Annotated in this window: 13 protein-coding genes; all 13 read right to left on the reverse strand. The window is 53.1% G+C overall.

Annotated elements, in window-relative coordinates; translation table 11 throughout:
- Positions 1-4: 4 nt before the first annotated feature.
- Positions 5-736 (reverse strand): glycosyltransferase family 32 protein, encoded by a 732-nt coding sequence (locus JQR86_RS15840; protein ID WP_434153865.1) that lies wholly within the window; start codon positions 734-736, stop codon positions 5-7.
- A gap of 17 nt (positions 737-753) precedes the next feature.
- Positions 754-1,581: a lipopolysaccharide core biosynthesis protein gene (locus JQR86_RS15845; protein WP_434153866.1), complete on the reverse strand. Its 828-nt coding sequence runs from the start codon at positions 1,579-1,581 to the stop codon at positions 754-756.
- Complete coding sequence (locus JQR86_RS15850) at positions 1,578-2,696, reverse strand: O-antigen ligase family protein (RefSeq protein WP_434153867.1); 1,119 nt, start codon at positions 2,694-2,696, stop codon at positions 1,578-1,580. Before JQR86_RS15850 ends, JQR86_RS15845 begins: the two co-directional genes overlap by 4 nt.
- Before the next feature lie 194 nt (positions 2,697-2,890).
- A complete protein-coding gene (locus JQR86_RS15855) occupies positions 2,891-4,144 on the reverse strand; it encodes a capsule biosynthesis protein (protein ID WP_434153868.1) in 1,254 nt (417 codons plus the stop codon).
- 18 nt (positions 4,145-4,162) lie between these two features.
- Complete coding sequence (locus JQR86_RS15860; RefSeq protein ID WP_434153869.1) at positions 4,163-5,296, reverse strand: glycosyltransferase; 1,134 nt, start codon at positions 5,294-5,296, stop codon at positions 4,163-4,165.
- On the reverse strand, positions 5,280-7,037 hold the full coding sequence (locus tag JQR86_RS15865) for a carbamoyltransferase family protein (protein ID WP_074823495.1): 1,758 nt from the start codon (positions 7,035-7,037) through the stop codon (positions 5,280-5,282). The genes JQR86_RS15860 and JQR86_RS15865 overlap by 17 nt, the downstream gene beginning before the upstream one ends.
- Positions 7,038-7,041: 4 nt before the next feature.
- Entirely contained in the window at positions 7,042-8,493 is a 1,452-nt protein-coding gene (locus JQR86_RS15870; RefSeq protein WP_434153870.1) for a lipopolysaccharide kinase InaA family protein, read from the reverse strand.
- Positions 8,490-9,245, reverse strand: coding sequence for a lipopolysaccharide kinase InaA family protein (locus tag JQR86_RS15875; protein ID WP_434153871.1), 756 nt, complete (start codon positions 9,243-9,245; stop codon positions 8,490-8,492). The genes JQR86_RS15870 and JQR86_RS15875 overlap by 4 nt, the downstream gene beginning before the upstream one ends.
- Positions 9,242-9,973, reverse strand: a complete 732-nt coding sequence (locus tag JQR86_RS15880; protein ID WP_286788320.1) for a lipopolysaccharide kinase InaA family protein — start codon at positions 9,971-9,973, stop codon at positions 9,242-9,244. The genes JQR86_RS15875 and JQR86_RS15880 overlap by 4 nt, the downstream gene beginning before the upstream one ends.
- Positions 9,973-10,779, reverse strand: a complete 807-nt coding sequence (gene rfaP, locus JQR86_RS15885; protein ID WP_434153872.1) for a lipopolysaccharide core heptose(I) kinase RfaP — start codon at positions 10,777-10,779, stop codon at positions 9,973-9,975. Before rfaP ends, JQR86_RS15880 begins: the two co-directional genes overlap by 1 nt.
- The gene (locus JQR86_RS15890; protein ID WP_434153873.1) at positions 10,776-11,897 is read right to left on the reverse strand and encodes a glycosyltransferase family 4 protein; all 1,122 of its coding nucleotides are present in this window, start codon (positions 11,895-11,897) and stop codon (positions 10,776-10,778) included. The genes rfaP and JQR86_RS15890 overlap by 4 nt, the downstream gene beginning before the upstream one ends.
- A 73-nt stretch (positions 11,898-11,970) precedes the next feature.
- Positions 11,971-13,038 (reverse strand): lipopolysaccharide heptosyltransferase I, encoded by a 1,068-nt coding sequence (gene waaC, locus JQR86_RS15895; protein ID WP_434153874.1) that lies wholly within the window; start codon positions 13,036-13,038, stop codon positions 11,971-11,973.
- Complete coding sequence (gene waaF / locus JQR86_RS15900) at positions 13,039-14,073, reverse strand: lipopolysaccharide heptosyltransferase II (RefSeq protein ID WP_312270534.1); 1,035 nt, start codon at positions 14,071-14,073, stop codon at positions 13,039-13,041.
- Between the last annotated feature and the right edge of the window lie 59 nt (positions 14,074-14,132).

The raw sequence follows: 14,132 nt of genomic DNA on the forward strand, positions 1-14,132 counted from the left end.
TCAGTTATTCTTTTTTTTGCATAATAATTTTTATCTTGTAGATATTAAGAAAGATAAAATCCTCCAACTGGTTCGGCAATTTTCGCAGTTTCCTATAAGCCTTGCTCGCCAAACTCTTTTTGTTTTTAGGTGCTCGCCAGCTACCAGCATAAAGATGGCGTGCGATGGGCCTGACCTTAGGAGCTTGATTTCTCGAGCTAGCGAAAACACCGATTTCAAAGACCCGCTCGTTACCAATCTGCTCGCTCCCACCTTCTCCTGAAAATCCCTTTTCAAGCAGTAGCCGACTGACCTCATTGACATTAACCAATGCAGAAAGATTATTTAGATCAAATGAATGAAGATTGTAATAGTGAAGCATAGCCTGAGGCAGCCAATGACCAGCACAAGCACCAATAACCGAAGTTGCGAACCGCCTATAATCTTCCAAACCGATAAATAGGTTATAAGATAAACAGCTATCGAAGCGCGCTTTTACCTCCACGTCTATATCTAGATAAATTCCACCATGCTCCCCCAATACATGCATACGCACGTAATCGGACACAAACGCATAACGCCCGGACGCATAGGCGGCAGCCGTGAAAGGATGTTGTGTCACATCAAAATTTTCTTCGCTCCAACAAACCTGTTCGTAATCCGGCATATGGTAACGCCATGAAGCCAAGCAGCGCTTCATTTCTAAAGAGTGCTTGCCACGTCCGAACCAGCAATAATGAAGCTTTTTAGGAATCATGAACACGCTTAACCGAGTTAATTGGTCTTATTAGAGCAGGACAATACTTTATCCAAGCTTGCAATATTAATCTTGGGCACAATCGTGCTAGGAATTCGGCTAGACGCCGATAGGTTGAAGACACTAAATGATTTATTAATAACTTTACGGGACATCAAATCAAAGCTTGGAAGTATATACTTAGGAAAATCTTCAAGGATCCGGCTCCGCCCCATGGAGCCCGCCGCCTCGCAAAAATAGAACTGCTCGGCTTTCCCGCCCATATCGACGCCGACCAGAAAGATTTTATCGAAGCCTAGATGATAGGCCAACTGAACGGCACTATAGGCAATAGTTCGCCCGTTAAAATAGCCTTTGCATAAATTACGACTAAATCCAATTCTGTTTTTCTTTTGGTTAAATAACGACCACTCCACTTCAAAATCGGGATTGCTGCGAGCGCACCAGGCAAAGCGGCGGTCGGATACAGCCGTTTTCCCCAGAAAGCGATTCACACGCTGCATCATGTAGATCTTACGACCATCAAAAATTCCAGGCATCTGCTGTTGAGCGTTAAAGATGACCCTATCACCCAGACAACAATATTTGGCGTTTTCAACACCTAATCTGAAAGCTTCTTTGTGCGCCGCAACCACACCGATATCATCGCACAGATAAAACAAAGGCTGTACATTGTTCTCTTGCAAGCAGCAGATCGACCCATTCATAGCGATCATCGGATAATTCCTATACTTTTCGATAGGAAAATCTAGGACCGACGGGCCAGAGGCAATGATAAATACAGGCCCCCTATATTTTCGGTGGCAGCTTTCAAAACTCTCTAAAGGAAGTGCTGTATCGTTCAAGAGCAATTGCTCCTTCCCGGTATCCCCCTTAATCCAGGTAATCCCTTCCTGCATATCGACCTGCTACTAGCTAAAGCCAAAGGAAACCAAACCCATTGCCATACCAAATTTGGAGTATGAATAAAACCATGCAACTCGAAGAACATTACTCCCGTACTACTGATAAGCAGACATAAGCCTAAAGCGGCTAGTGGGCTCCTATGGATATTCTGGATCAGCAGTCCGATCGAACAAAAAGTCAACAGAATCCACAACACTAATCCGATCAAGCCATACTGGAATAGGACCTCCAGATGCAGACCATGAGTATTCGAAACAACTTGTCCGCTAGGAATCGCAATCGGTAGGATACTTTCACCTGCACCATGCCCAACAAGCCAATACCCTTGCATTTGCTTCAAGACGCCTTGCCAGATTACATCTCTATATGTTATCCCGCGCGACTGTTCTATAAGAAACACATCGGGATGATATAGCGCTAAGAAAACTATACCAACCACGGCGCTCAATATCCCCAATGAAAACAGAAAGAGCCGGCGCTTCGAACATAGCACTAATACTAGGCAGCTGATCCCTAATGCCAGCCATGCACTGCGCGAATAGGTCAGAACAACATAGACTGAGATAACTGAAAAACACAGCAGCCAAAATGATATTTCTCTCTTACGAGAAGCATTCAAGCTGATCCAGAACGCCACGACGGCAGAGAACGCAAAATGCATTCCAGAAATGATTGAATTACCAAAGTCAGCAAAACCTGCCAGACCGGATTTTGTTAGCGGTGACGCTCTATAGCGGATGTCAAGCCCGAAAATTGCGTAGAGATTAAAGAGACTTAGTAATGCAGCCACTACCGCTAGTAGCACAGAGCACTTAAGAATTAGGCACAAATATCGCTCCCCCTGCTGGCTAGCAAGCGACACGGATAGAATGAACACAACTAATACAATAACTCGCCGCAAACTATCCGGGTTTTCTGCAATCGCTAAACTACTCAGCGCCACCCAAGCAAATAATAAGCTGGTCAGAAACAAAACAGATCGATTTAAATGAATACCACGCCATTTGCCATACAGTAACGCCATGAGCAAAAACAGGCCGAGCGCTGCTCTCACGCTACCCGACCATGAGGAACTACCACCCGGCCAACCATAGCTCCCCAATAGAACAACAGCGAGCGGCAATAAGGCGCTAAATAAGAAGAACACTTGAAGTAGGGCGGCATGCCGCCTATATAAGAGTTTTAGCCTACCGACAGGGATACTAAGAGAGCGCATAGGTTCAGCTCACTTATAGCAACAAAAGGAAATCATCTAAAAAAGCCTCGCTCCTCTAACATTTCTCCTTCTAAGACTTCTCCTTTCTGCAAGGCCAGCAACATTCCCAAGGTCCGATTCAGCCCGTCGACACCTTGACTCAGATGGTAATCGGCAAACATCCGCGATTCGCATACATGGCTTGCGTATTCGCTCTCGATATCGGCGATCCGTTCATCGAGCAGCTCAATTGTATTAGCACAGCCACCGAAAAAATGGGCCTGCTCAAAAATATCCCAATCCCGACTAAGGTTAACGTGAATGACAGGCCGCCCCGCCAGAGCAGCTTCTATGACAGCATTAGAAATAATACTGATAACAAGAGAGCTAATCCGTAGTGCACCTGCGAGGGATTCTGTATGCGGCAGCACTCGCATGTTATCCCCAATACTTTCCTGCCAGAACGTTCCCTTACTTCGCGGGTGGAGCTTAATCAGCACAGTATATTCAGGATGCCGCGCGGCCCACTGTCGTACAAGCTCGTAGCTCTTCTGATACCCCGGCTCCTTTTCCTTGTCAGGTCCCACTCCTAATAACAGGATTGTTCTCAATGTTGGATCGGCAGCCGGTATATCGTATGACATATCCACCATATGAGAGCCTGAAAGCACTGCGCAGGATGTGCCAAACATTAGCTTGCGACGCCGTAGTGCTTCTAATGAACTCTTCCCAAACAGAAAGTAATAGTCGTAGTCGTTCATACTCAACCGCTTGGAGCTTTCTACAGTCGTCGCATGAGCTAAATGCACAAGAAGAGAATTCCTACGGTTTAGCGATAACCGTAAAAAGGGAGAAAACAGGCTTCCATTCCTGTCGTTTAGAAGAATCTTTGGATTGAACACAGCGACTAACCATTCAGCATGGGCCGCATAACCATAGTAACGAAGAGGAACAGCCTGTGGCGGATCTATAAGAAGTCTTTTGGTTAGAATAGTATTGACTTCTTCGAGTGCCGTTTCTATAAAATGCCCACCACATGCAGACAGTTTTTCTAGAAAAGCTTTTTTCCTTTGAAAACCGATAACTTTAGGGGCTGACTGCAGCAACACGAAATCCTGCTCTATCACGTTGATCGCTTTCGCTAGACGACCACGTGCTCGAAAACCAAAAATACAGTCCCTTAGGTAATCTCGAGCATATCGGATCAACGCTCCTAAATAGCTATATTGCTCCCGCAGAAGGGCCCAGCGGTAATGGTCTAGCGCTTGAGCCTTATCTTTCCAAGCGCGTGCCGATATGTTAGCCATATAACACTTCCTAAAGTTTCAGGCAGCACTTTGCTTAAGCCGAATGACCTGTGGCAAGTTCCAGAACCGCTTGCAAGCGGCCTCATCTGAGAACAATGTCTCTAAGCGCTCTGCCATAGCTGCACTGCAAGCATGCCTTTGCCGCTTGTCCAGCTGGGCTAAGCTAACTAAACCTTCAGCAAGCGCTTGGTCATCCCCTAATGGAAACAGCACACCTACGCCTTCGACAATCTCCCGTGCGCCACCACAGCCAGTAACAATTAGAGGCACTTCGGCAACCATGGCTTCTAAAAGCACCATGCCGAACGGCTCGTGATCCGAACTCAACGCAAAAGCATCGAAAGCTTGGAAATACAGACGTGCATTGGGTATTTGACCAATAAAAAGAACCTGATGAGCTATTCCTAACTCACGCGCTTCCTCCTTGAGCTCGCCCTCTAGACGACCGCTGCCTATAATGACGAGTAATGCATCTTGAGTGAAATGCGGGAGTGCTTTAGCAAAACCCTTTAGCAAAGTAGACTGGTCTTTATCTGGATGTAAACGACCAACGTTACCTAAAATCCAGGCCTCTTGCGGAAGACGCAACTGCTCACGAGCAGCATAACGAGTCAACTGCTGAGAACGAAGCGCTTCTACATCGACTCGGTTGTACAGCGTTTCAATATACTCATGCGGCCAGTCAGGCAGCTTGGCACGTAGTTCATCGCGTACTGCATTAGAGACGGCCAGAAGCGTCAGCCGCCTGCGGAACGTTTTAGCAAACACACGCCGACTAAAGCGTTGATAGTCACCATAGGCATGACTCACCCCGATAACCGGGATTTTCGTAGCCAAACAGGCAATCCAGGTAGGCTTGAAGCGATGGGCAATAATGAACCGTATGCCTCTGGAACGAACAATCTCTCGCAGTGCACGGATAGCACCAAGCTTCAGTCCACGAATATCCTTGGAGCTGTACTCCATGAACAGCACCTCATCCGAGGCGCACTGGGTGGCAACCTCGGCATCGGCAGCGCCGGTCAAAAAGACTGTCGTAACCCGATAGCCTGTTCCCTTGAACAGGCTTGCGTATTGCCGGGCACAGTCCAGGAAAGGGCCATCATAGCCATGGCAGAATTGTAAAACCCTTGGTTCAGCTGATCGAGTCATAGGCATCCACACCGTCTTTGACTACGAGGATGTCTTCCATGATCAGGTATTGCAAATCCGATCCGTAGAACATATTGAGCGCATCCGTTGGAGAGCAGATCATCGGCTCACCACGACGATTCAATGAAGTGTTCAACGAAACGCCGTTGCCCGTCAGGTTTTCCAGCTCCTTCATCAAGTCATACCAGCGTGGATTATGTCGACGTTCCAGTACCTGAGCACGGGAAGTACCGTCCTCATGGACCACCTCGCCTACACGGTTTTTCCACTCTTCATTGACCTCAAAGGTAAACGTCATGAAGGGTGACGGATGGTCGACTTTGAGCATCTCATGTGCCACGGTGTCGAGCATCGAAGGGCAGAAAGGTCTCCACCGTTCGCGAAACTTGATCTGCTCATTGATACGGTCGGCCACACCCGGAACGCTCGGGCAGCCAATGATGGAACGGCCGCCCAGCGCACGCGGGCCGAATTCCATGCGGCCCTGGAACCAGGCCACCGGATTGCCGTCCACCATGATTTTAGCGATACGCTGGGGGACGTCGTCGAGCTTGCGCCACTTGGGTGCATTAGGATGACGGGCACAGGCGGCAATCACGTCCTCGTTACTATAGGACGGCCCGAGGTAGACGTGTTCCATCTTCTCGACCGGCACACCGCGCTGGTGCGATACGTAGGCTGCCGCACCGACTGCCGTTCCTGCATCACCAGACGCTGGCTGAACGAACAGCTCCTTGACCTCTGGGCGCGCAATAATCTTCTGGTTGAGCTTGACGTTCAAGGCGCAGCCGCCAGCAAAGGCAATCTTGCCGGTTTCCTTGATGATATCGCCCAGGTAGTAATCCATCATCTCCAGCGCCAGCTTTTCGAAGAGTGCTTGCATGCTGGCTGCATAATGAATGTAGGGATCATCGGCGATATCCCCCTCCCGCTTCGGGCCAAGCCACTCGATCAGCTTGGGCGAGAAGTAGTAGCCCTTGCCCTTTTCTTTATAGCGACGGAAGCCGATGACGTTAGCGTAATCGGTATTGATGATCAGCTCGCCGTTCTCGAATTTCGCCAGCCTGGAGAAATCATACTTGCTTGCGTCGCCATAGGGTGCCATCCCCATGACCTTGAATTCGCCATCAAGCATTTCAAAGCCGAGGAATTCAGTAATCGCACCGTAGAGCCCACCCAGGGAGTCCGGATCATAGAACTCCTTGATTTTGTGGATCCTGCCGTTCTCGCCATAGCCAAAAAAGGTAGTCGCGTACTCACCTTTGCCGTCAATGCCTAGAATGGCGGTCTTTTCAGTAAAACCGGAGCAATGGTAGGCACTGGAGGCATGGGCCAGGTGATGCTCGACAGGCTCGATCTTGATTTTTTTCAAATCAAAGCCCAACTGCTGCAGGCACCACTGGATACGCTTGTGGTAGCGCTTGTAGCGGCGATTACCAAAGAGAATGGCATCCAGCGCGCGGTCAGGAGCATAGGCATAGCGCTTGGCATAATGCCAGCGAGCCTCGCCAAACAGGCTGATCGGCGCAAATGGAATAGCTACGACATCCACATCCTTTGGCTTGATACCGGCCTGCTCCAGGCAGAATTTGGCCGACTCATAGGGCATGCGGTTCTTGGCATGCTTGTCACGCACGAAGCGCTCTTCTTCAGCCGCCGCGATCAACTTGCCGTCGATATAAAGTGCAGCGGAAGGATCATGGCTCAGGGCGCCGGACAGGCCCAGAATCGTCAATGCCACAGGTTCAACCTCTAGAGTAATCATCCCCGCGCCCAGGCAGGGATGGAATGCGTTCATCAAGCAGCCGGTACAGGGCACTGTTCTTGGGCCAGTTTCGCAGAAAGCGCTCACGGTCTCGTGCAAAGGCTTTCTCGAATTGCTGTTGGCTAGTGTGCTGAGTCATGGCATCCAGGTCGATCAATGACCAGTGATCGCCATTCCAGAGCACATTATTCCCTTTTAAATCACCGTGACTGATTCGCTCGCGAACCAGTCCTTCAAACAGAACATCCAGCGCGGCCAAGTCTTGCTCAGGTGGGGCGCTATCCCGGTACGGCTCAAAGCGCGCCAGTATATCCTGCCCTGATGCATAATCGGTAATCAGGTAGGCACGCCGGCGCAAACCTAGCCAGCGCTTTTCCATTACGCCCAAGGGTTTAGGCGTGTCGATGCCTAGAAAGCGCAGGCGATTCCCCTGGATCCAGCTATGCCAGGCGCGGCTGGGCCGCCAAAAGCGCGTTAACCAGTGCCCAAAGCCCTTGATATTGTAGCGCTTCAGAATATAGGTATTTCCAGCATGCTCCACACGCGCCACCGTGGCGGCGCCGCCATCCTTGTAGCGGTGTCCCTGGGCAATGAAACGGTCTGGATCGGCCAACAGCGGTTCCACCACCGCCTCGCTGTCCCGGCGCATGGCCTGGATGCCTTCACTGGATCGGCTCACTTTGAACAGGCTGCAATCTCGTCCGGTTTTTTCCAGAAAGTCTTTTAGGCGCCACGTGCGAATACGGACAGCTTCCTGCTGGATCGCTTCCGGTCTCAGGGCATGCTCGCCATTCACCAGCAGGTAATGCACCAGCAACTCTTCGATATAGGCGTCAAACCGGGCAGGCAGCTGTCCGAAAAAGACGCCTAGGTTTTGCATAACCTGCTTTTGAGAAAGTGGCTTTCCCTGGGACTCGGCATGGATGTCAGCCCCATCTATAACGTAGATGTTCCCATCCTGTTGAAGCAGGTTGTCCAGATGCAGGTCGTCCTGCCAGAGACCCTTGGCATGTAACTCACCAATGGCAGCCAGCGACATCCCCAAGACGTCCTGCTGACTATCAGAAAGAGGAGGTTCCTGATCGACCCTTCGCCACAAGGCATCCAGGCTCACTGCGTTCTCCAGAAACTCAAACAGCAACCAGCCGCCCTTGTCGGCCTCGAAGCCTTCAGCCACAACAGCCGGCGTTGTCAGCTGGTTGTCGATCAGTAAACGGCAACCCTCACGCTCACGCGTATAGTGTCGCTCCGAGCGAGCGCCTACAAACAGCTTGGCCAGCACCGAACGGCCCTGCCACCGAGCCTCACCTACATAGCGTTGTCCAGGTAACACACGCAGGAGTGATACCAGCGTCAGCGAGCCCTCAGGCAATTCAATCTGAACAGGCAGCGCTGGGGCTCGTCCAGACCGGGCTAGCTCATTCAGTTTCATGGTCGCGCTTCCTTGCTGCGACGACGCACGTTGAGCCTGCGTAACCAGGTATCGACTTCACGGCTATCAGGCGCCATCTGTAGATAAGCCGCCAGGAACAGCCGGACTTCCGCCTCGCTCCAGACCGGTGCGCGCCTTAATAGCGGCTCCAGATCCTTAACTCGGTCCTTACGCCCTAATAGCAACAGGCGTGTTTTTTCAAGGTCAATCAGGCGCGTTAGAAACCCGCTTTCCTGCTCCTGAAGGAAGATGTGCTTGGGATAAAAACAGCCATGAATACGCCCCGCTGCATGCAGGGTTCTGGCAAGTACGCCTATAGCCGCCAAGAGCGTATGGCGTGTCCGCTCGGGTAGCTCGGGCCATTCGGCCAGCCAGCTATCCAGATCCCGCCATCCATCCAATGCTCGCGTCAGCAGAATGGCCTGGCGTTCGTTCCCTACCTTGCGCTCGCCAAAGAACGAAGCTTCCAGTGCCGGAATACCGAGCGTGCTGTAACGCTGAATGTTACGAAATTCCCGAGCAAAGGTGGGCTCTCCCAGGGGGTGAAGCAGGTCATGCGTCAGGTAATTGCTTTGACGTTTGAGGAAATAGGACGCCTCGTCGAGATCGAGCCGGTAGACGGTGCTCCAGCCGCCACGCCTGGCGTTAGGCTCGTCGACCGCCTCCAACTGAAGCGACCAGAGCGCTTCGAACGTTGAGAGCCCGTGCCGCTCTAGTATGGCCGCATCTTTGGCAGACAGGAAATCGCTCATTCGCGCCCCTTGAAATAATTCAATACATGTACGATTCGCTCCTTGTCGGAGTCTCTTAGCCGCTGCCGCCCCTTGTAACGCAAGTAGAATCGCAGCCGCTGCGTACGTGAAAGCTTGTATTTGGCGACCTTATCCAGGCAGGCCAAATCCTTGATGATGCGTCGCCTGAGCCAGGAACCAAACCAGAAGGCTCCTGCCGGACAATCGATGAGGTACAGCGTACCGGCTTGATCAACCAGCAGATTGCGCCACTTCAAATCATTATGAGCGAAGTGATGGTCATGCATGGTGCGGGTAGCGCGTGCCAACTGCAGGCTCAACTGATCGACCCAGGCCGGATCACTCAAGCGCGGATCATCGTGGTGGGCCATGACAGCCAGGTCATCGGTCTGGGGAATTTCACGGGTTATCATGGCGCCGCGGGTAAACTGCCCGCCCGAGCGCTCAAGTCCCCAGGCCACAACAGGCGCTGTCGGAATGCCCCACTTGTCAAAGCGTTTGAGATTTTGCCATTCAGACTTGACGCGTGGACGTCCCATATACCGGCGCAGGCCCTTTCCTGCTCCGGTATAGCGCTTGACGTAATAACGAATCCCCTCATAAGTGACACGTATTACTTCAGACAGAGGGTCATTGGTCAAATGCTCGCCTTGCAAGGTGAATACCCGCTCAAGACTGGCAAACTCCGCTATATGCTCCACAGAGGGATCAATACGCCACTGGGCCATCAGAGCCTGTCTCCGTAACGCTGCTTGCGTTCGTAGAGCCGTTCGGCCTTGCGCTGCAATCGCTGCAGGAGCGCGGCCTCTTCTCGCAGAATCTGCCGCAATGGCCGCTGAAAATACACACGAAGAAACCTCAGGAAATCCCGCTGAGTCAGCCCGATACCCAGTGCAGAGAAATACAGACCAGCCAGGTCCTTGTCGCGCCAGCGTCTAGGCACCTGGTCTCGCGTATGAGCGCGATGCAGGTCGATAAGTGACAGCCTCAATGTACCCGGCTCAACGGGCCGATCGGTATGCAATAGAAAGTGACAGATGTAGCAGTCTCGATGGTTGACCCCTGCACGGTGCATCGTGCCTGTCATCCTGGCCACCTCATCGATCAGGGCCCATTTGGTACTCGCCTTGGGACGCTGAACGGGCCAAGCCAGCGTGTAGTCTTCCAGGCTGATGGTAGGTGCCAACTCCTCCGTGATAATGAAAGAGTGCTGCTCGGCCGGGTTACTGCCTCGCTCACCAAAAGCCACGGCGTTCATGGTAGGCACACCAGCCTCATGCAGGCGCTGCAAAGCCTGCCACTCCTGCCCCGCACCCAGTACCGGCTGTTTCAACTGCAACAAGTTTTTGGCAATTTCACCCCATCCAATCCCTCGATGGATTTTGACGAAATACCCCTTGCCATTGACTTCAGTACGCAGGGTACGTCGCCCTTCCAACTCCCGAAAAACTTCTCCCTGAAGCGCTTCTACCGATTCAAAGGCATCGCGCCCCACCCACAGGGAGCGGAAAGGCTCTTCAAGCACAAGCTTCACAAGCGCGGCTCCAGAATGACATCAGCCGCCCGCTCGGGCATGCTGTACAGATCGGCAGTCTCGGCATAAGCGAGGGCATTACGGGACCATGCAGTGCGCTGCGAATCATCGCTGAGCATGTCGGCCAACAGAGTATTGAGCTGCTCCTGCTCAAATGGGCTAGGCACTACCCGGCCGCAGTTGGCGTCCGTGATGTAATGAGCATAGCCACAGACATCGGTTACCAGCACAGGCAAACCGGCCACCAAAGCCTCCAGCAGTACCGTTCCCGTGTTCTCGTTATACGCTGGGTGAATCAACAGATCCGCCCCAAGAAGAAAACGCGGGATATCGCTCCGTCCCTTGAGAATATCCACTTGATCGGAAATGCCCAGCGCCTTGGTCTGCAACAGAAACGGCTTGGGATCGTCCTGCCCGATAACAATCAGGCGCACCCGCTTCTTGAGTGCTTTGGGAAGCGAAGCGACTGCTCGCAGAGAGCGATCCAGCCCCTTGGTCTTAAAGCCCGAGCCGATCTGCACAACCAGCAGTGATGCCTCATCCAGACCGAACTCCTGCCGAAACTCATGGCGTATCGCTTCAGCATTGGCCGGTGCGCGGCGGTCTGCTGCGATACCAGGCGGAAGCAGATGAAAACGCCCGGCCGGCGTCCCATAGTGTTTGACAAAGAACGGCTGCTGGACCTCTGAGATCATCAGGACTTGGGTCTTGGACTCAGGCGCAAAGACGGCCCGCTCGTACTCGGCAAAATGACGATAGCGGCTCCACTTGCGGTACAGCGGGTTACGCAGTGTCTGCGCCTTTTCTTCAAAGCAGGGATCGGCCGCGTAATACACGTCCAAACCGGGCATCTTGTTGAAGCCAATGATGCGATCCACTGGATCATTGGCCAGATCGCGCTGGAACCAGGCCGTAAACTTTTCGTTGCGCTTGTGATTGAACAACGCTTTGGCTGATCCAACGCGCACGTCGAATCCTTCAGGTACTGGGCCTTCCCAGATCAGCGTATAGACACGAATAGAGTGACCACGACGCTGGCACTCCAGGGCAATACGCATGAAGTCACGCTGTAGCCCCCCAAAGGGAAAGTACTTGTAGAGAACAAAAGCCAGACGCATCAGCATATGCCCATAAAAAATAGCGGATCACCGTAGCAGGTGATGACGTTCAAACCTGTCGAACCATGATAACTCAGCACAAACGCTGTCCTTTGCTGGACAGCATCGCTTCCAGTGAGGCGAAAACCCGTGCCGGATTGACACGCGAGAAGCACAAGGGCTGCTCTTGGGAAACATCAAACAGTCTCCGGTCCTCCTCAGAGGGAGCGTAGGTACACTGCTTCTGCAGACAGGGCGCACAGACCCAATCGCTGGTGAGATGTACCTGGGAACGGCCATAGGCACCTGTCAGTCTGGCATCGGTCGGCCCGAACAATGACAGTGTCGGCACATCCAGCGCAGCCGCCAGATGCCCCAGGCCTGTATCAACTGCCACGCAGGCGCTGGCGCCAGCCAGTACGCGGGACACCCCAGCCAATGACATCTTGGGGAGAACCGACACATGTTCAAGTCCTGAAGCGATACGCTCTGCTCTTTCTCGCTCGGCGTCATTGCCCCATGGTAAGCGCACCAGCACCCCAAGCTGCCGGGCCGCTTCAGCCAGCTCACGCCAATAGCGCTCCGGCCAATGCTTGGTCGCCCAGGTCGTTCCATGGAGAAACAATACATAAGGTCCGCTTGCCTGGGGCTCGGCAAGACGTGTGCGATCCAGCCCATAATCCCCAGTGGACTCCGGCAAGGGATAACTCAGAGCCTGGGCAAACAGTTGCCTGAGTCGTTCGACGGCATGCTGCCCCCAAGCAACCTGGCAGGTTCGGTCATAAAACCGGCTTGCGAGCGGCTCGCGGATCGACTCGCGCGAAAGCCCCACTACCGGCGCTTTGACGTACCGAGTCAACCATGCACTTTTCAGAAGCCCCTGGGCATCGATCACTACATCATAGTGAGTATCTCGCAGACGCTCCTTGAAGCGCGACCACTCTCCGCTTTTCAGCGTCTTGAAGAGGTTTTTACGCCACCGGCGAATCGCTACAGGAATGACTTGAGACACCGCTGGGTGCCAGGATGGAATCTCGGCAAAGCCTTCTTCAACAACCCAGTCGAAGCGGATTCCCGGAAACGCACGACTGGCATCCGTCAGGGCTGGCAACGTATGAATCACATCGCCCAATGACGATGTCTTGATCAAAAGCACCCGCACTTATTCCACCTCGACCGGATCAGCAACCAGTTGATCCAGTGCACGCAGCACGGCAGCAGGCTCCAGAAGACGCATGCAGTTGTAGTGTCCGAATCGACAGGTCCGATCAAAACACGGGCTGCACTCAATACCCAACCGTACGACCTCAACCTCTTCGGCCAGAGGTGGCGTAAAGCCTGGGGACGTCGATCCATAGACCGCAACCAACGGGCGATCCAGTGCGGCGGCGACATGCATGAGGCCAGAATCGTTGCTGACTACTGCCGACGCGCAGGACATAAGGTCGATAGCCTCGGCCAGTGCCGTCTGACCCGCCAGGTTCGTGACCTCTTCGCGCAGGCCTGGAATCAAACGCTCGCGGATTTCCTCGCAGCCCGCATTATCCTTTTGCGAGCCGAACAGCCAGACCTGCCACCCTGCCCTGATCTTTACATTGGCCACCTCAGCGTAGTGAGCCGCTGGCCAGCGCTTGGATTCACCAAACTCGGCACCTGGACATAACGCCAACACCGGCCTGTCCAGCTCCAGGCCAAACTTGCCAAGTACCGCGTCGCGGCTGGCAGACTCGATTCGCAGTTGGGGACGTGGATAAGGCTTGGGCAACTCAGCCCCAGGCGGATAGGCCAGTGCGATAAAGCGCTCAATCATCAGCGGGTAGCGCGCCTTATCGAGTGTTCGTATGTCATTGAGCAGGCCGAAACGCATCTCGCCGCGCCAGCCGGTGCGCTTGGGAATGCCCGCAAAATAGGGAACCAAGGCCGACTTGAGCGAATTTGGCAGCAGAATGGCCTGATCGTACTGACCGCGCAGACTACGACCGATACGCCGACGCGTTGCCAGCTCAAAAGCACCATGCCCAAGCGGAAAACTCAGCGCCGAGCGTACTTCGGGCATCCGCTCAAGCAGAGGACGGCTCCAATCAGGCGCCAGCACATCAATGGCACAACCGGGATGAAGCGCCTGCAGACTCTTGAACAGCGTCTGCGCCATCACCATGTCGCCGACCCAGGAAGGACCGATTATCAGAATTCTCATAGGCTCACGCTACAACGTACAAGGCTCATAGTATCTACCATGAGCCTTGTACGTGCGGC

The organism is Pseudomonas sp. JZ134, assembly GCF_051027695.1.
Taxonomy (GTDB): Bacteria; Pseudomonadota; Gammaproteobacteria; order Pseudomonadales; family Pseudomonadaceae; genus Chryseomonas; species Chryseomonas luteola.